The sequence below is a fragment of the Leucobacter sp. Psy1 genome (genome assembly GCF_020096995.1).
Lineage (GTDB): Bacteria > Actinomycetota > Actinomycetes > Actinomycetales > Microbacteriaceae > Leucobacter.
The window spans coordinates 1,044,030-1,059,785 of record NZ_CP083692.1; the positions used below are offsets into that span (position 1 = coordinate 1,044,030).

The following is a 15,756-nucleotide window of genomic DNA, read 5'->3' on the forward strand; positions in this document are numbered from 1 at the left end:
TCCTCCTCGATGCCCGCTCGGATACGCGAGCGGGCCAGCCTCATAGGCTTCCCCAAGCCCATGCATCAAAAGTATGTCATATGCGTTCCGCGATCCTCGGGTGTAGGTGATTGCCCTTCGGGGGAGTGCGGGTAATGTCGGAATATGAGCACATCATCTGAACTCACTTCAACGTCGGGCTCGCTCTCCGCGATCATGCAGGATTGGCGAAAGGTGCTGGCGCTCGGGCTCCTCACGATCGTGACGCTCGGCATCGCTCTCGTCGCGCTGCGTTTCGCCGGTGTCCTGCTGCGGATGCTCGCAGGCCTGACCGTGACGGTCGGCGGACTGGCGGCGGCGATCCTCGCACTCCAACGCTTCGGCGGCCCCCTTCTCGGGCGTCGTGGGAGCGACCGGAACGGGTAGCGCCGTGCGCGTGCGAACGCAGTTCGCGGTTCCGTGCTCCGCAGAAACCGCGTGGGCGGCGGTGCACGCGCCCGCTGTTGCGGCACGCCTGTACGCCCCGCTGATCGTCATGCGGCCTGAGAGCGACCTCCCGGATCGATTCGACTCGGGGGATCGGGTTCGCGTCCGTCTGCGGCTCTGGGGTCGGCTGCCGATCGGCGCGCAGTTGATCTCGATCGAGGATTCGGGGGCGGAGGACGGCTCGGCCGGCGGACGGACCATGCACGATGTCGGTCGACCGCTCTCGGGTCCGCTCGCGTTGCTCTCGGGTTGGCACCATCGGATCACCATCCTGCCGGTGACGGCACGGGGGGCGATATGGCGCGATGAGCTCAGCGTCTCGGGCACGGTCGCTCCGCTGTTCTGGCCCGTGCTCGCGGTGATGTGGCAGTGGCGCCGAATCAGACTGGAGCGGCTGGCGCGCTCCTGGGAGGCGCGCCAGCCGACTGCGTGATCGGCTAGCCCAGTTCCACTGCCGTGCGGAATCCGCGGTTCCATCGGAGTAGCGGATCCCCCTCGTCGTGGAGGCTGCCTCGCGTCACCTCGCCCGCGAGGAGGACCTGGTCGTTCACTGGGGTGGTCGAGTGCACCGTGCACCAGAGGGTGACCAGGGCGTCGGGAAGCCAGAGGGGACCTTCCGGCGAGGTCTCGGCACCAGCCGCGCCGAGGGCCTCGAGACGCTCCTGGCGCGTGTTCCGCGCGGTCAAGGCGCGCACGAGCGGGAGGTGCTGGGTCGCGAGCACCGACACCGCCCACGGAGCCCCCGAGGTGATGGGGGTGAGGGCGTCTCGTCCCTGCCCGACCGATACGGCGAGCGCGAAGGGGTCCACCGATGCGGTCAGCACCGACCCGGCGACGAAGAAGCGATCGATGTCGTCATCGCGGACGCTGATCAGCGTGACCCCGCTGCCGTAGAGAGCGAAGCTGTCGATCAGCGAGGGAGCGGTCGTCGTCGCGCTCATGCGGTCGCCTCGGCGAACCGCCTGGCCACGTCCTCCCAGTTCGCGATCTCCCAGAACGCCTTGACGTAGTCGGCGCGCACATTGAGATAGTCCAGGTAGTACGCGTGCTCCCACACGTCGAGCTGCAGGAGCGGGGTGACGCCGAGGGGAGCGTTGCTCTGCTGGTCGAAGAGCTGGAAGATCACGGGCTTCTTCCCGACACCGTCCCACGCGAGGACCGCCCAGCCCGAGCCCTGCACACCCAGGGCGGTCGCGGTGAAGTGCGCGCGGAACGCATCGAACGAGCCGAAGTGGTCGTCGATCGCTGCGGCGAGCTCGCCCTCGGGAGCGCCGCCGCCGTCGGGCGAGAGGTTCTGCCAGAACACGCTGTGGTTGACGTGCCCGCCGAGATTGAACGCGAGATCTTTCTCGAGCTTGTTGATGGCGGAGAAGTTCCCCTCCGCCCGTGCGGCCTCGAGCTGCTCGAGGGCGGAGTTGGCGCCGGTGACGTAGGCCTGGTGGTGCTTGGAGTGGTGCAGTTCCATGATCCGGCCCGAGATGTGCGGCTCGAGCGCGGCGGGATCGTAGGGGAGGTCGGGAAGCGTGTAGGTGCTCATGGGGTTCCTTTCAACAGGTGCTCCCACCATAAAAGCTCAAGCTAACTTGAGGTCAAGTCGTCGTCGTCATCATTCGTCATGATGTCCAGCCGGCGTGGACCTGCACCGGTCTCCGCCAGTGCATCGTCGGGGTTCAGAAGGCGGCACGCCTTCATCGACAGGCACCCACAGCCGATGCACCCGGTGAGCTCCGCCTCGAGCCGCTCGAGACCCCGGCGACGCTCGATGATCTGTCGCTTCCACTGGCGCGAAGCGCGCTGCCAGTCCTGGTGCGTTGGCGTGCGATCGAGCGGCACGTCCGCGAAGGCCTGCTGCACGTCGTGGAGCGGGATACCCAGGTTCTTGGCGACCGAGATGAGCGAGATGCGGCGCAGCATGTGCCGCGCGAACCTGCGCTGATTGCCCGCCGTGCGCTGCGAGGCGATGAGACCGAGCTCCTCGTAGTACCTGAGCGCCGAGAGCGCAACACCGGTGCGCCGGCTCATCTCCCCGATCGAGAGCAGCTCTTCGGGTTCGTGCTTCGCGGACAACGGGACCTCCTCGGCTCACACCTGAACCTCGCTTGAGAGTCTACCGATTGGCTCGCACCGCGGCCGCGACTCCGTCGATGTGCTGTCTGGCAGCGCGTTCGGCACCTTCCCGGTCGCCCGCCTCGATCGCGGCGAGGATGTCGGCGTGCTCCGCGTCCGAGTCGTGCTGACGCGCCTGCGTGATGTTGAGGAACTCGGACTGCGGGTCGAGAGCCCGGCGCATCGAGGCGCTGATGCTCATGAGAACCGAATTGCGGCTCGCCTCCGCCACGAGCGTGTGGAAGTCGTGGTCAAGTCGCACCCACTCGTGGATCACCGTGGTGCTGCGCATTCGCGCAAGCAGCGCGCGCATGCGTTCGAGTTCCTCGGGGGTGCGTCGATCCGCGGCGTGTCCTGCCGTCGGCACCTCGATGTGAATGCGCGCTTCCATGAGGTCGTCGGGGTCGTATCCGCCGAACTCGGCGGCGCCGGTGGGCGTCTTCGAGATGACGAACGTGCCGCTGCCGCTGCGGGTCTCGGTGAGGCCGAGCGTGGCGCAGGCGTGGAGCGCCTCGCGCACGACGGATCTACTGACGGCGAACCGGCTGGCGAGAGTGATCTCGCCGGGAAGGCGGTCACCCGGCGAGATCGACTCGTCCTCGATGAGGTCGCGGATGGCGCGGAAGGTAGCTTCGGTCGCGCTCACGCGGTGTACGGGGGAGTGCATCTGAGGCCTTTCTCGGGTGCGGTGCGAAGACGCGGGAGTGAGGGGATCGCTCACGCGACCAAAATACTCCGAGGAACAGACTATTGAGATTTTCCGACAATCCGGTAACCTGTCAGACAGCCGGACAGATAGTCGCGGGAGTCGGATGGGAAGAACCGGGAGACAACGGTTGCACGAGACGAGCGCGCGGACGGATAGCCGGCTCCTCCTCGTCTACTGCGGCGGTACCTTCGGAATGCGCCCCTCGACCGCCGGGCTCGTCGCTCGAGACGACCTCGACGCCGAGCTGGCCGAGCTCATCAGCGCTGCGGGGGAGCGCAGGGACGCACCGTTCTCGTGCGTGCTCGCCAGGCCCGATCGGATCATCGACAGCGCCGCGGCGGACCACGGAACAGCGCTCGAGGTAGCCGACCTCATCCGCGAGCAGTGCCGCCGTGCAGACGATGCCGGCGCACCGTTCAGCGGCGTGACGGTCGTCCACGGCACCGACACGCTGGCCCACGGTGCCGCACAGGCGGCGTTCGCCCTGGCGGATCTCGGGACGCCGATCGTCTTCACGGGTGCACAGTACCCGCTTGGAGTTGCGGGCGGAGACGCCGAGCGGAACTTCCAGGACGCCTGCGACGCCGCACTCGACAGCGGAAGCACCGGAGTCAGCATCGCTTTCGGGGGACGAGTGCTGCCCGCGGTGCGCGCTGTGAAGCGCTCGAGCGAGCACGCGGACGCCTTCATCGCGAGACGGCCACTCGAAGCGGGCTCAGCGGCGCTCCCCGGTGACGTGCCGGCCGCCCTTGTCGCGGCCTCCGGTGCCACCGCGCCTCGCGTGGGCATGCTCACCGCGGTGCCGGGGCTGCCGACGGCACTCGTTGACGCCGCGCTCGACGCCTTTTCGGACGGGCTCGTCCTCGAGTGCTACGGCGCAGGCACCGCCCCGTTCGCCACTCCGGAGACGCTCGCGGTGATCCGGGATGCCGGGGCCCGCGGGGTTCCGGTGCTCGCCATCTCGCGCTGCGAAGACGGTGCGATCGACCTCTCCCGCTACGCCGTGGGAGCCGCGCTGCGCGATGCGGGCGTGATCGGCGGTGCAGACCTCACCGCAGAGGCGGCGATCGCAAAGCTCCGGGCGCTGCGGCGCGCTGGGTACTCCGGAGAGCGGCTGCGTGCACTGCTCCAGCAGAACCTCATCGGCGAGCAGCGCGACGCCGCTCACTCGTGATCGGGTGCTGAGGGGTCCGGATCGGGGTCCGCGGAGAGTCTGCGCTGACCGTGCGGGTTCACACGATGGTCGGCAACACGCCGCCCTCAGCGCGCAGTGCAGCGCCGTTGATGGCGGAGGACAGCGGGCTCGCCAGGAAGGCGACGAGATTCGCGATCTCATCGGGTGAGATGAACCGCTCGAGCAGTGAGGCGTCGCGCACGAGCGATTCGGCGAGCTCTTCCGGGGCGATCGACTGAGTTGCCGCGATCTGCTCCACCGCGCGTGCCACGCCGTCCGAGTACGTGGGGCCGCCGAGGACCGTGTTGACCGTGACGTCGGTGCCGCGAGTGAGTTTGGCGAGTCCGTTGGCGCAGGCCAGAGCCGCCGCCTTGCTGGCACCGTAGTGGATCATGTCGGCGGGAACATCGACAGACGACTCCGTGCCGATGAAAATGATGCGCCCCCGACCGCGATCGAGCATTCCGGGGAGGAGGCCCCGCGCGAGCCGGACGCCGCTCAATGTGTTCACCTGGAAGTAGCGCACCCATTCGTCATCGGAGATTGTGGCAAACGGCGCGACGTCGAAGTGCCCGACGTTGTTCACCAGGATGTCGACCTCGCCGAGGCGGTCGAGTAGCTCGGCGACCTGATCCGAGTTCGAGCAGTCGGCCGCCGCCGCCGAGACTCGGCTCCCGGGTCGTGAGGCGAGGAGGCGCTGGGCAGCCGCTGCGGTCCGCTCCTGGTCTCGTCCGTTCAGAATGACCGTGGCTCCCTCCGCGGCACACCTTTCGGCCACCGCGTAGCCGATCCCCTGGGTGGAACCGCTGACGAATGCCGTGCTGCCGCTCAGTTTCAGGTCCATAGTCGGTCATCCTCTTCTGCGTGACGTCCGCACGCGCATTTACTTGCTTGGGCAAGTGAATGCTAGCGACATTTACTTTCCTGGGCAACTGAAGTGATACGGTGGGGCCATGAGCGAAGCACGTCCAGACGATCGATTCACGGCGGAGGAACTCGACACCTGGTCGTCGATCGCGACACTCCTCGAGTGGCTTCCCGCCGCCCTGGATGCTCAGATGCAGGAGGAATCGGGCATCAGCCACTTCGAGTACGGCATCCTCTTCGCACTGTCGCGGTCGGAGCAGGGCGTGCTGCGCATGAGCGAACTCGCTTCCTACGCGAACAGCACCCTGTCGCGTCTGTCGCGCGCGGTTGTCAGGCTCGAGCGCCGGGGGTGGGTGAAGCGCGATCCCGACCCTTCGGACGGGCGGGCGACCGTCGCGGCCATCACCGAGGCGGGCGCGCACGCCGCGCAGTCGGCGACGCCCGGACACGTCGCTCTCGTGCGCAGGCTCGTGTTCGCCTCGCTCTCACCGTCGCAGGCGCGTCAGCTGGGGGAGAGCAGCCGCAGGATTCTCGCGGCGATGGGCGACGAAGGGCGCTGGCGCTCGGCGAACTGACGCACTGGTTCGGTCGCGAGGCGATCTCGCGACCGAACCAGCCTCAGAGGAGCTCGGCGACTTCCGGTGCGGCCGCGGCGCGTACCGCCTGTCGGGCGCCCTCGGGGGACTCGGCCGCCAGAGCCTCACGGGCGAGCGCCTCGCACTGCTCCAGGGTGTGGCTGCGCAGCGCGAGTCGCACCGCTCGGACCTTGCCGGTCGCCATGGAGAGGCTCGTCACGCCGAGACCGACGAGAACGAGGGCGAGGAAGGGGTCGCCAGCCGATTCGCCGCACACGCCGAGCGGCTTGCCCGCCTCGCGTGCACCGTTCGCGGCCGCCGCGATCACGTCGAGCACCGCGGGCTGCCACGGATCAAGCAGGTCGGAGAGCTCACCCTCCATGCGGTCTGCCGCCATGGTGTACTGCGCGAGGTCGTTGGTGCCGAGGCTGCCGAAATCGACGGCGGTGAGCACCTGCGAAGCGCGGAGGGCAGCGCCAGGTACCTCGATCATCACGCCGGACGACGGCAGATTGTTCGCGCGCACCTCCTCCGCGAACCAGCGCGCCTCCGATGCGGTCGCGACCATGGGGGCCATGACGCGCACGTCGGCTCCCGTCGCCTCCGCTGCGGCCGAGAGCGCCTCGAGCTGCGTCGACAGGATGTCGGGCCGCGCCTGGGAGAGTCGCAGGCCGCGGCGCCCGAGCGCCGGGTTCTCCTCGGGCCCAAGATCGGCGAACGCGAGGGGCTTGTCTGCGCCGGCGTCGAGCGTGCGCACGACGACTCGCCGCTCACCGAACGGTGCGAAGACCTGTCGGTATATCTCGGTCTGCTCTTCGACGGTGGGTGCCTGATCGGCGGAGAGGAAGACGAATTCGGTGCGGAACAGGCCGACGCCCTCGACGTCTTCCGCCCCGGCGAGCTCGGCGTCCTGTACTCCGCCGATGTTGGCGAGGAGGGCGACGTGATGCCCGTCAGCGGTTTCGCCGGGACCCGTGACGTCGGCGAGGGCCTCGGCGAGCCGCTCGCGTCGTTCGCGCTGCGCGTCGACGAGAGCGGGATCGGGGTTCAGGATCACGGTGCCCGAGCCACCGTCGAGTGCGACGGGCGTGCCGCTCGGAATCGAGGTCGCCTCGGGTAACTGGACGACCGCGGGGATCCCCATCTGCGCTGCGAGAATCGCGGTGTGGCTGGTGAGCCCGCCGGCTCGGGTGATGATGCCGAGCACAAGCGAGCGATCGAGCGTGGCCGTTTCGGCGGGCGCGAGGTCTTCCGCGACGACGATGCTCGGTTCGCTGAAGTCGGGCACTCCTGGTGCCGGTTCGCCGAGTACGGCGGCGATCGCTCGGGAACCCACGTCGCGGAGGTCGGTGACGCGCTCGGCGAAGTAGCCGCCCAGCGCTGCGAACTGCTCCGCGAACTCATCGATCGCCTGCGCGATGGCGTTGGCCGGACCCAAACCTGCGGAGAGGTGCTTCGTGACGGCGCGGTGCAGCGATCGATCGCGAGCGATCATCGCCGTCGCCTTGAGGATGTCGCGGGCCGATGCGTCGGCCTGCGCGGCCTTGGCGTCGAGGGACTCGGCGACGTGCATGAAGCTCGCGATCGCCTGCTCGGCTGCGGCCGCGGGATCCGCCGCGGCGGGTTCGTCTTTCGGAGGGCCGACCGGCGACGCCACCTGCACCACGGGGCCGTAGGCGGAGCCGGGGCTCACCCCGATGCCGTGTCGCTCCTCGGCGGTCTGCCCGCCGCCGAGAGCTCCGGTGTCGTCGCCGGCCGCACTCACTGCGCGTCCAGATCTGTGGCGAGCAGTTCTGCGAGACGGTCGAGCACGGCGTCAGCGTCGTCGCCCTCCGCTGTCAGCACGACCTCTTCACCGTGCTTGGCTCCGAGCGCCATGACGCCGAGAATGCTGCCGGCGTCGACCGCGGCCTCACCCGGCCTCCCGATTTCCACATCCAGGCCCGAGTCGCCGACGGCTTCGACGAAGAGCGAAGCGGGTCGGGCGTGCAGGCCGACGGACGATGCGATGGTGACGGAACGAGTTGCCATAATGTCTCCTTGGTTGCTTGGGTCCAGCGTAGCTCGCCGGGTGACGAACGTGCGAACGATTGATGAGTCGGGGTGTCAGGCGGCCGCAGGTGCGCCCGTCCGTACTTCAGCGGCGTCCTTCGCCGCCTTGCGGCGGGCACCCATCGCTTTGAAGAGCACGACGAGCGCCGCCGTGATCACGACGCCGACCGCCAGGGCGACGACGAAGAGCAGCGGCTGTCCGATGAGGGGGAGGACCCAGATGCCGCCGTGCGGTGCGAGCAGCGTCGAACCGAACAGCATGACAAGGCCGCCGGTGGCCGCAGATCCGATGGTCGAGGCGATGATGATGCGGATGGGGTCGGCCGCGGCGAAGGGGATCGCTCCCTCGGAGATGAAGGAGGCGCCGAGCAGCCATGCGGCCTTGCCGTTCTCCCGCTCGGGAGCTGAGAACAGGCGAGGGGCGACCGCCGTGGCGAGTGCGAGTGCGAGTGGAGCCACCATGCCCGCCGCCATGACAGCGGCCATGATCTTCAGCTGCGGCGCGTCCATGGCGGTTCCTGCGGCGGAGAGTCCGGCGGTGGCGAAGCCGTAGGCGACCTTGTTCACGGGGCCGCCGAGGTCGAAGCCCATCATGGCGCCGAGGATGAGGCCGAGCACGAGCACGCCGCCGCCGGTGAGGCTGTTGAGACCGTCGTTGAGGCTGTTCATGAGGGCGACGATCGGGCGGCCGAGTACCGTGATGAAGAGCCCGGCGGTCACGAGCGACGACAGCAGCGGGATCACGACGACGGGCATGACGCCGCGCACTCCCTTGTGCACCTTCCAGCTCGAGATCCAGCGTGCGACGGCACCCGCGAGAAGACCCGTCACGATGCCGCCGAGGAAGCCGGCGTCCATGGTGATGGCGATCGATCCGCCGACGATGCCGGGCACGAGCCCTGGCCGGTCGGCAATGGCGAAGGCGATGTAGCCGGAGAGGATCGGCACGAGGAACCCGAACGAGGCCGACCCGATGACGTTGGCGAGCGCCGCCCACGAGGTGAGGCTCGCCGGGTTGAAGTTCTGCGCGATGTTGTACTGGTCATCGCCCATGAGGCTGTACTTGACGATCTCGATGGCGCCGTTCTCGCCGAGCGCGATCTGCGCGAGCATGAACGAGATGGCGATGAGGATTCCGCCTGCCGCGACGAAGGGGATCATGTACGAGACGCCCGTCATGAGCCACTGACGGAGCTTCGTGCCGAAACCGACGCGGGCGGACTGGTCGTCCTCGGAGCTGGAATCGACGGGATGCGCGTCGGTTCGCGCCCGGGAGGGGTCCGCTTCCCAGGCCGCAGCGAGTTCCGCCGCCTGCTCGATGAGTTGGGGGCCGTCCGAGATCGCCTTCTTCACGCCGACGTCGATGGTCGGCTTCCCGGCGAAGCGCCCGCGTTCCTTCACTTCGACATCGTGAGCGAAGATGACGGCGTCGGCGTCGGCGATCTGTGCGGCGCTGAGCGGAGTGGATCCGGCGGATCCCTGCGTCTCGACAGTGATCTCGTGGCCGGCTTCCCGCGCCGCGTTCTCGAGCGCCTCGGCGGCCATGTACGTGTGCGCGATGCCGGTGGGGCACGAGGTCACGCCGACGAACCGCAGGGTGCGGCCGGCCGGAGCGCTCTCGGCCTCTGGCTGAGTCGCGGGGGAGTCGGCCTCTGACTGGACCGCAGGGGTGTCGAGCTGCACGTGCTGCTCGACGATTTCCACCACCTCGGCTGCCGTCGTCGCGGCGAGCAGGGCGGCGCGGAAGTCCTCACGCATGAGCGCACGCGCGAGCTGCGGCAGGACCTGCATGTGCGCATCCCCGCCGTCGGCTGGAGCGGCGATGAGGAAGACGAGTCTGGCCGGACCGTCCTTGGCACCCCAGTCGATGCCGTCGGCGATTCTGCCGAACACGAGCGAGGGCTCCGTGATCGCGGCGCTCCTGGCGTGGGGGATGGCGATGCCCCCGGGAAGGCCGGTGGCGGTCTTCGACTCGCGCTCGCGGACGTCGGCGACGAACTGATCGAGGTCGGTGCACCGCCCGGTCGCGACCAGTCGTTCTGCGAGCGCACGCGTGGCCTCGTGGCGGTCGTCGCCGGTGAGGTCGAGCACCACCTGATCGTCATTGATGAGGGGCATGTCGATTCCTTTCGTAGGGTGAATTCGGGGTTCGGCGCGGGGCCGGTTCAGTCGTCGAGGGGCATGTCGCGACCCGGGGACCGGGTGAATGCGACGTCGATGCCGTCGAGGTCGGCCGGGGTCGGCACTTCCGTTCCGGGAAGGCGCACGGCAGCGGCACCCCAGCTGACGCCCTGCTGGAGGGCCTCAGCCGGGTCCAGGCCGCTGTCGAGGCCGAAGAGCAGTCCAGCGAGCATGCAGTCGCCCGCGCCCACCGTCGAGACGGGCTCGGTGATGATCGCGCGCGCGTGGCTGACGTCCGATGCCGTCACGAGGACCGCTCCGTCGCGTCCCAGGCTGACGGCGACGTACGCGACGCCGCTGCGCACGAGCTCGCGCGCGGTGTCGATGACGGCACCCAGAGTGTCGAGAGTTCTGCCGGTGAGCTCGGCCAGTTCTTCGCGGTTCGGTTTGATGAGCGTGGGACGCGCGGCGACGGCTTCGGCCATCGGCGACCCGGAGGAGTCGATGGCGACCGAGGCGCCTCTGGCGACGGCTTCGCGCACGAGCTGGGCGTAGAGGTCGGAGGGGGCGCCCGGGGGGAGGCTGCCGCATCCGGCGACCCACGATCCGGGTGTCGCGCGTTCGAGCGTCGCTTCCATGAGCGCGTTCACCTCCGCCTCGCTGAGATCGGGCCCCGGCTCGTTGAGTTTCGTCGTGGTTCCGTCTGGTTCGAGCACGCTGATGTTCATCCGCACGCTCCCGGCGACCTCGACGACGCTCGCGGTGACATCGGTCTGGGCGAGGAGCGCCTCGAAGAGCGCTCCTTCCGGGCCGCCGGAGGGCACCACGACCAGCGGATCCCCGCCCATCGCCGCGATTGCTCGGCCGACGTTGACACCTTTGCCGCCCGGGTCGACCCGAGATGAGGTGGCGCGCAGCACCTGGCCGCGTTCCAGGTCGCCGACGGAGACGGCTCGATCGACGCTGGGATTCGGGGTGAGTGCTGTGATCATACGGCAACTACTTTCGGTCCGGCCGCGCGGATGGCATCCGCGGTGTCCTCGTCGAGACCGGTGTCCGTGATGACCAGGTCGATGTCGTCGAGATCGGCGAAGCGGTGGAGGTGGACGGAGGAGGCCTTGCTCGAGTCGGCGGCGACGACAGTGGTGCGGGAAGCCCGCACCATGGCGCGTTTGGTCGCCGCCTCGGCTTCGTCGGGTGTCGAGAGTCCTCGGATCGCGTCGAATCCATTGGTGCCGATGAATCCGACGTCGACGGTGAGCTCGTCGAGGGCGTCGCACGCCCACCTGCCCACCGCGGCCCCGGTCGTGGCTCGGACCCTCCCGCCGATCTGCAGCAGCGTCACCTCGGGCATCGCCGTCAGGATCGAGCAGATCGCCGGACTGTTCGCGACCACCGTGTAGGGGGTGTCCGCGGGGAGAGCCTGCGCGATGGCGAGCGTGCTCGTGCCTGCGTCGAGCAACAGGGTGCCGCCCTCGGGAAGTTCTTCGATTGCGCGCTGGGCGATGCGGCGCTTCTCTGCCGCGCGTCGACCGATGCGCTCGGCCATGCCGAGTTCGCGTGTGAATGCTTCGACCGGGATCGCGCCGCCGTGCACTCGCGTGAGCAGGCCGCGCGCCTCGAGTGCGGTGAGATCACGGCGAATCGTCTCGGAGGTGACCCCGAGTCGCTTGGCGAGCGACGCAACCTCGACGCGGCCATCGGCGCGCGCGGAACCGAGGATCGTCTGCTGGCGTTCGGCGGCGTACACACTCACATAATGCCACATAAACAGAAACAAGCAAAGCAAAAACAACATTTCACTCTGGGTGTCTTGCGCTGCAATGGGGCGTCACACTCGCGCGAAACCCATTCGTCTCATGAATGCTGGGTATCACCACACCTTTTCAATCACTGCGGGAGGAAGACATGCCGCACACCACCGAGCTGACGTTCGCCGACGCGCATGCGGCGTGGCACGCGAGTATCGAGACCCAGCGCACCGCCCCCTACGGGCCGCTCAGCGCGACCGCCCTGTACTGGCTGGGCGCGGAACCGCAGGATTTTCCGGGGGTACCGGGGCTGTGGAGCACTGACGGCGCCGGAATCGTCACCGCCTGGTTCGTGTCGGGTGACGGAGTCACGCTCGACGGTGCGGCGGCACAGGGCGCGGTAACGCTCGGTCCTCTCAGCGGTACCGATTCCGTCGTACTCGAATGGGGCGAGCGTCGCATCGAGGTCGCGGCCCGCGGTGATGGAATCGCCCTGCGTCCCCGTGATCCCGCCTCGCCGGATCGGGCGGAGTATGCGGGGACCGAGACCTTTCCCGCCGATCCCGACTGGATCGTCACGGCGCGCTACGTGCCGCGAGACCCGGAGACGGTCGTGGTGGACTCCGCGGCGGCCGGGCGCACTCAGCAGTACGCCTCGCCGGGGCGTGCGGAGTTCACGGTCGACGGCGTGCCTGTGGCGCTCACACTCTTCGGAGAGGAGGAGTCGCCCACACTCCAGGCCATCTTCGCCGATGCAACGGGGACCGACGTCACGTTCCCGGCTGCGCGGTTCGCTCAGGCCGTGCGTGTCGATGCCGAGACCGTCGTGATCGACTTCAACCGCGCCGTGAATCCGCCGTGCGCCTATTCGGCGAGCGCGACCTGCCCGCTGCCGCCGGCGGAGAACCGCCTACCGGTGCGCATCGAGGCGGGTGAGCTGCGCCCCGGCGTGAGATGAGTGAAACGCCGCCCGCGTTGTCCGCTGTCGCTTGAGATGGTGTGATGGAGGCATGACCACGTCAGACGCCGCCACTCCGGTCCTCGCGATCCGAGGCCTTCGCAAGCAGTTCGGCCAGCACGTCGCCGTCGACGATCTCTCGCTCGACGTGCCTGCGGGCACGATGCTCGGTCTGCTCGGGCCGAACGGCGCGGGGAAGACCACGACGCTCGCGATGGCGACCGGCCTGCTGCAACCCGACGCGGGGAGCGCGTGGGTGCTCGGCGCCGACGTGTGGCGGGATCCGGCGGGCGCGAAAGCCCGCATGGGCGTGCTGCCGGACGGCATCCGGATGTTCGACCGGCTGACCGGAGCGGAACTGCTGCGCTACAGCGGGTTGCTGCGCGGCCTCGCAGAAGCCGAGGTGCTTGAACGGGCGGGCGAGCTGCTGGACGCGCTCGGACTCGCCGAGGCCGGCAGCACGCTCGTGGTCGACTACTCGGCCGGCATGAAGAAGAAGATCGGACTCGCCTGCGCGCTGATCCACGCTCCGCGGCTCCTGATCCTCGACGAACCGTTGGAGGCGGTGGACCCGGTCTCCGGCGAGACGATTCGCCAGATCCTGCGCGCGTTCGTCGCCGGCGGAGGGACGGTCGTGCTCTCGAGCCACGTCATGGAACTGGTGGAGTCGCTCTGCGACCGCGTGGCGATTCTGGCCGAGGGACGGCTGCTCGCTCACGGCGACCTCGATGAGGTTCGGGCCGGGGTGAGCCTGCAGCAGCGCTTCCTCGACCTCGTCGGGTCGCACGAGCTCGGAGAGGGGACGCTCGCGTGGTTGCGATCCTCGTAGGCCTCCGCTGGCGCCAGCTCGGACATCAGCTGAGCCGGAACCCGTGGTTCATCGTGGCGCTGGTCTTCAGCGGGCTCGTCGGCGCGGGCATGCTGACCGCACTGGCGTTCGGGCTCGGAGCGCTGCGCGTGCTCTCGCCCGATCTGGTCGGCCCGATCCTCATCATCGTTGGATCCGTGATCACGGCCGGCTGGTGGGTCGGATCGATCGTCGTCAGCGCCGACGACTCGCTGGCACCGGACCGCTTCGCCCTGCTCCCCGTCACGGCGCGACGCCTCCTGCCCGGTCTGGTGCTCGCGGGGGTGACGACGATCGGTGGCATCGGCACGGCGCTCGCGCTGCTGCTCACCTGGGTCGGCTGGTCCGTCTCGCCCGCCGCGCTCGTGACGGCGATCGTGCTCGCGCCGCTTGCGCTCCTCACCTGCGTGCTCGGTGCGCGCGTCGTGAGCGGGCTCCTCGCCGGGTGGCTCGCTCGGCGGCGCACACGCGACTTCGTGCTGACGGTCGGCGTGCTGCTGCTCGCGTCGTCCGGCCTCCTCTTCAATCTGCTCGCCTCTCTGGTCGGTCGGCTGGGGTCGCCAGGTGAATCGTTCCGGCTCGTGGCCGAGGTGCTCGGCTGGACACCTCTCGGCGCCGTGTACGGGGTATCGTCCGCGGCGGCTGCGGGAGAGTGGGCAGTGAGTGCCGGGCGCCTGCTGGTCGCGGTCGCCACCGTCATCGCGCTCTGGGCCGTCGCCGAGCGCTCGCTCGCCGCCCGTCTCGTCGACCCGATCGTGAGCAGCGGCGGCGGGCGCGTCCGGTCGGGAGGGGTGATCGACCGCCTGCTCCCGGCGACTCCCGCCGGCGCGATCGCCGCCCGCACGCTGCGTTACCGTCGCCGGGACCCTCGGCACCTGGTGAACGTGGTGATGCTGCTCGTCTTTCCGCTGCTGATGGTGGCGGTCGTCGCGATGAACAGCCTGAGCAGCGGAGGCTGGTCCGTCGGCCCCGCACTGATCCTGCTCCCGGCGATCAACGCCTTCCTCCTCGCCACCATCGTGCAAATGGATATCGCCTACGACAACAACGCCATCGCACTGCACATCACCTCGGGTGTGCGCGGGGTCGCGGATCGCGCCGGCCGTCTGCTCGGCATGGCGATCCTCGCGGTGCCGCTGCTCGCGATCCTCTGCGTACTCGCCTGCCTGGTGACCGGAGCGTGGGAGCTGCTTCCGGCGAGCTTCGGCGCGACGTTCGGGCTCTCCCTCGTCGTCGCCGGGGCCGCATCGTTCGTGGGGGCGCTGCTTCCGGGCCGGGCGCCTCCGCCGGGTGCGAACCCGCTCGGGCGGGGCTCAGCGGGCGGAGCGCAGTCATTCCTCGCCCTCATCATCGTGACCCCCATCGCGCTCGTCATCGGCGGCCCGGCGCTCGGATTCGCGATCGCGAGTCTCTGGACCCCCTGGCTCGCCTGGGTGAGCCTCGGGTGCGCGCTCCTGCTCGGGGGCGCTGCCGTCTGGGGTGGCATCGTGCTCGGCGGGCGCATGCTCGACCGCCGCTGGCCGCGCGTGCTCGCCGAGGTCTCGAGCGAGGGGTAGCTGACGCGCTCCAGTGCGGAAGCGGCGAAGCCGCGGCGAGCTCCGGTGGTGCGTGCTCAATCACCGTCGTGAGTACGCGAACGGGCGTAGACCTCGTTCCAGGTGTGCTGGAATTCGGGCCAATCCGCGGCACCGCGGTCGAAGCTGCGTTCTGCTCGGCGGAGCTGGTGGAAGTCTTCGACGATCGCAAGATAGCGATGCGTCTCGGTGCTCGAAGCAGATCGCGGCACGCTCGCGAAGTGCTCGACCACCCTGCGCCTCACCGGTGCCGTCATTCGGGTGAGAGCGACGCCGACCCCAGCGGTGAAACTCAGGCCGATCAACCCCGCCATGAGATACGAGACCGCGGGGAGGAGATGGGAGGTCCCGACTTTCGCCAGGATGATACTCACGCTGAGAAGCGGCCAGAGACGCGCGAGGCGAGCGAGGCGGCGTTCGAATCGAGAGCTGTCAGGCGGGTAGATGCAGAGCAGGATCGAAGACGACCCGTACCGGCCCGCCCGCTCGGAAACCCACCCCCAGCGGTGCCATCCGTCGAGGATCTGTCGTCGCATTCGCGCGAGGGGCGGCATCGT

At 69.0% G+C, this 15,756-nt stretch carries 18 protein-coding genes; 7 read left to right on the forward strand and 11 right to left on the reverse strand.

All coding sequences use genetic code 11. The features are described from left to right. Positions 1-144: 144 nt before the first annotated feature. Complete coding sequence (locus tag K8P10_RS04910) at positions 145-405, forward strand: hypothetical protein (RefSeq protein ID WP_224780689.1); 261 nt, start codon at positions 145-147, stop codon at positions 403-405. Positions 406-415: 10 nt separating this feature from the next. Continuing rightward, entirely contained in the window at positions 416-898 is a 483-nt protein-coding gene (locus tag K8P10_RS04915) for a hypothetical protein (RefSeq protein ID WP_224780690.1), read from the forward strand. Between the two features lie 4 nt (positions 899-902). Here the strand turns inward: K8P10_RS04915 and K8P10_RS04920 are convergent, their stop codons facing one another. The 4 genes from K8P10_RS04920 to K8P10_RS04935 are packed head-to-tail and all read right to left on the reverse strand — an operon-like array spanning position 903 to position 3,238. Further along, positions 903-1,406, reverse strand: a complete 504-nt coding sequence (locus K8P10_RS04920; protein WP_224780691.1) for a flavin reductase family protein — start codon at positions 1,404-1,406, stop codon at positions 903-905. Further along, entirely contained in the window at positions 1,403-2,002 is a 600-nt protein-coding gene (locus tag K8P10_RS04925) for a superoxide dismutase (RefSeq protein WP_224780692.1), read from the reverse strand. The genes K8P10_RS04920 and K8P10_RS04925 overlap by 4 nt, the downstream gene beginning before the upstream one ends. A 41-nt stretch (positions 2,003-2,043) precedes the next feature. After that, positions 2,044-2,532 (reverse strand): redox-sensitive transcriptional activator SoxR, encoded by a 489-nt coding sequence (soxR, locus tag K8P10_RS04930; protein ID WP_255596835.1) that lies wholly within the window; start codon positions 2,530-2,532, stop codon positions 2,044-2,046. Positions 2,533-2,572: 40 nt separating this feature from the next. After that, a complete protein-coding gene (locus K8P10_RS04935) occupies positions 2,573-3,238 on the reverse strand; it encodes a FadR/GntR family transcriptional regulator (protein ID WP_224780693.1) in 666 nt (221 codons plus the stop codon). Between the two features lie 169 nt (positions 3,239-3,407). Between K8P10_RS04935 and K8P10_RS04940 the strand changes: the two genes are divergently transcribed. Beyond that, positions 3,408-4,454, forward strand: a complete 1,047-nt coding sequence (locus K8P10_RS04940; protein ID WP_224780694.1) for an asparaginase domain-containing protein — start codon at positions 3,408-3,410, stop codon at positions 4,452-4,454. A 58-nt stretch (positions 4,455-4,512) separates the two neighbouring features. On the opposite strand, the gene K8P10_RS04945 is transcribed toward K8P10_RS04940, so the two are convergent. Then, positions 4,513-5,298: an SDR family NAD(P)-dependent oxidoreductase gene (locus K8P10_RS04945; RefSeq protein WP_224780695.1), complete on the reverse strand. Its 786-nt coding sequence runs from the start codon at positions 5,296-5,298 to the stop codon at positions 4,513-4,515. A 109-nt stretch (positions 5,299-5,407) separates the two neighbouring features. Between K8P10_RS04945 and K8P10_RS04950 the strand changes: the two genes are divergently transcribed. Continuing rightward, positions 5,408-5,896, forward strand: a complete 489-nt coding sequence (locus tag K8P10_RS04950) for a MarR family winged helix-turn-helix transcriptional regulator (RefSeq protein ID WP_224780696.1) — start codon at positions 5,408-5,410, stop codon at positions 5,894-5,896. Positions 5,897-5,939: 43 nt separating this feature from the next. Here K8P10_RS04950 and ptsP read toward each other — a convergent pair whose 3' ends face one another. From ptsP to K8P10_RS04975, 5 genes are all read right to left on the reverse strand, one after another. Continuing rightward, positions 5,940-7,661: a phosphoenolpyruvate--protein phosphotransferase gene (gene ptsP, locus K8P10_RS04955; RefSeq protein ID WP_224780697.1), complete on the reverse strand. Its 1,722-nt coding sequence runs from the start codon at positions 7,659-7,661 to the stop codon at positions 5,940-5,942. Next, positions 7,658-7,927, reverse strand: coding sequence for an HPr family phosphocarrier protein (locus tag K8P10_RS04960; protein WP_224780698.1), 270 nt, complete (start codon positions 7,925-7,927; stop codon positions 7,658-7,660). Before K8P10_RS04960 ends, ptsP begins: the two co-directional genes overlap by 4 nt. A 75-nt stretch (positions 7,928-8,002) precedes the next feature. Continuing rightward, positions 8,003-10,066 (reverse strand): fructose-specific PTS transporter subunit EIIC, encoded by a 2,064-nt coding sequence (locus K8P10_RS04965; RefSeq protein ID WP_224780699.1) that lies wholly within the window; start codon positions 10,064-10,066, stop codon positions 8,003-8,005. Between the two features lie 47 nt (positions 10,067-10,113). Continuing rightward, positions 10,114-11,061: a 1-phosphofructokinase gene (gene pfkB / locus K8P10_RS04970; RefSeq protein WP_224780700.1), complete on the reverse strand. Its 948-nt coding sequence runs from the start codon at positions 11,059-11,061 to the stop codon at positions 10,114-10,116. Then, positions 11,058-11,825 carry a DeoR/GlpR family DNA-binding transcription regulator gene (locus K8P10_RS04975; RefSeq protein WP_370631969.1) on the reverse strand — a complete coding sequence of 256 codons (768 nt, stop codon included), beginning with the start codon at positions 11,823-11,825 and terminating at the stop codon, positions 11,058-11,060. The genes pfkB and K8P10_RS04975 overlap by 4 nt, the downstream gene beginning before the upstream one ends. Positions 11,826-11,977: 152 nt before the next feature. On the opposite strand from K8P10_RS04975, the gene K8P10_RS04980 reads away from it, so the two are divergent. Genes K8P10_RS04980 through K8P10_RS04990 form a run of 3 tightly spaced genes read left to right on the forward strand, consistent with a single transcriptional unit; the run spans position 11,978 to position 15,181 of the window. After that, positions 11,978-12,778: a DUF1684 domain-containing protein gene (locus K8P10_RS04980; protein ID WP_224780701.1), complete on the forward strand. Its 801-nt coding sequence runs from the start codon at positions 11,978-11,980 to the stop codon at positions 12,776-12,778. Between the two features lie 52 nt (positions 12,779-12,830). After that, on the forward strand, positions 12,831-13,607 hold the full coding sequence (locus tag K8P10_RS04985) for an ABC transporter ATP-binding protein (protein ID WP_224780702.1): 777 nt from the start codon (positions 12,831-12,833) through the stop codon (positions 13,605-13,607). Next, positions 13,589-15,181, forward strand: a complete 1,593-nt coding sequence (locus tag K8P10_RS04990; protein ID WP_224780703.1) for a hypothetical protein — start codon at positions 13,589-13,591, stop codon at positions 15,179-15,181. Before K8P10_RS04985 ends, K8P10_RS04990 begins: the two co-directional genes overlap by 19 nt. A 56-nt stretch (positions 15,182-15,237) precedes the next feature. On the opposite strand, the gene K8P10_RS04995 is transcribed toward K8P10_RS04990, so the two are convergent. Beyond that, a complete protein-coding gene (locus K8P10_RS04995) occupies positions 15,238-15,753 on the reverse strand; it encodes a DUF6611 family protein (protein WP_224780704.1) in 516 nt (171 codons plus the stop codon). Positions 15,754-15,756 lie beyond the last annotated feature (3 nt).

Excerpts from the sequence above, each read along its gene's own strand:
- K8P10_RS04910 (WP_224780689.1), top strand. The coding sequence starts at position 145 with ATGAGCACATCATCTGAACTCACTTCAACGTCGGGCTCGCTCTCCGCG.
- K8P10_RS04920 (WP_224780691.1), bottom strand. The coding sequence starts at position 1,406 with ATGAGCGCGACGACGACCGCTCCCTCGCTGATCGACAGCTTCGCTCTC.
- K8P10_RS04925 (WP_224780692.1), bottom strand. The coding sequence starts at position 2,002 with ATGAGCACCTACACGCTTCCCGACCTCCCCTACGATCCCGCCGCGCTC.
- K8P10_RS04935 (WP_224780693.1), bottom strand. The coding sequence starts at position 3,238 with ATGCACTCCCCCGTACACCGCGTGAGCGCGACCGAAGCTACCTTCCGC.
- K8P10_RS04945 (WP_224780695.1), bottom strand. The coding sequence starts at position 5,298 with ATGGACCTGAAACTGAGCGGCAGCACGGCATTCGTCAGCGGTTCCACC.
- K8P10_RS04950 (WP_224780696.1), top strand. The coding sequence starts at position 5,408 with ATGAGCGAAGCACGTCCAGACGATCGATTCACGGCGGAGGAACTCGAC.
- K8P10_RS04960 (WP_224780698.1), bottom strand. The coding sequence starts at position 7,927 with ATGGCAACTCGTTCCGTCACCATCGCATCGTCCGTCGGCCTGCACGCC.
- K8P10_RS04965 (WP_224780699.1), bottom strand. The coding sequence starts at position 10,066 with ATGCCCCTCATCAATGACGATCAGGTGGTGCTCGACCTCACCGGCGAC.
- pfkB (WP_224780700.1), bottom strand. The coding sequence starts at position 11,061 with ATGATCACAGCACTCACCCCGAATCCCAGCGTCGATCGAGCCGTCTCC.
- K8P10_RS04980 (WP_224780701.1), top strand. The coding sequence starts at position 11,978 with ATGCCGCACACCACCGAGCTGACGTTCGCCGACGCGCATGCGGCGTGG.
- K8P10_RS04985 (WP_224780702.1), top strand. The coding sequence starts at position 12,831 with ATGACCACGTCAGACGCCGCCACTCCGGTCCTCGCGATCCGAGGCCTT.
- K8P10_RS04995 (WP_224780704.1), bottom strand. The coding sequence starts at position 15,753 with ATGCCGCCCCTCGCGCGAATGCGACGACAGATCCTCGACGGATGGCAC.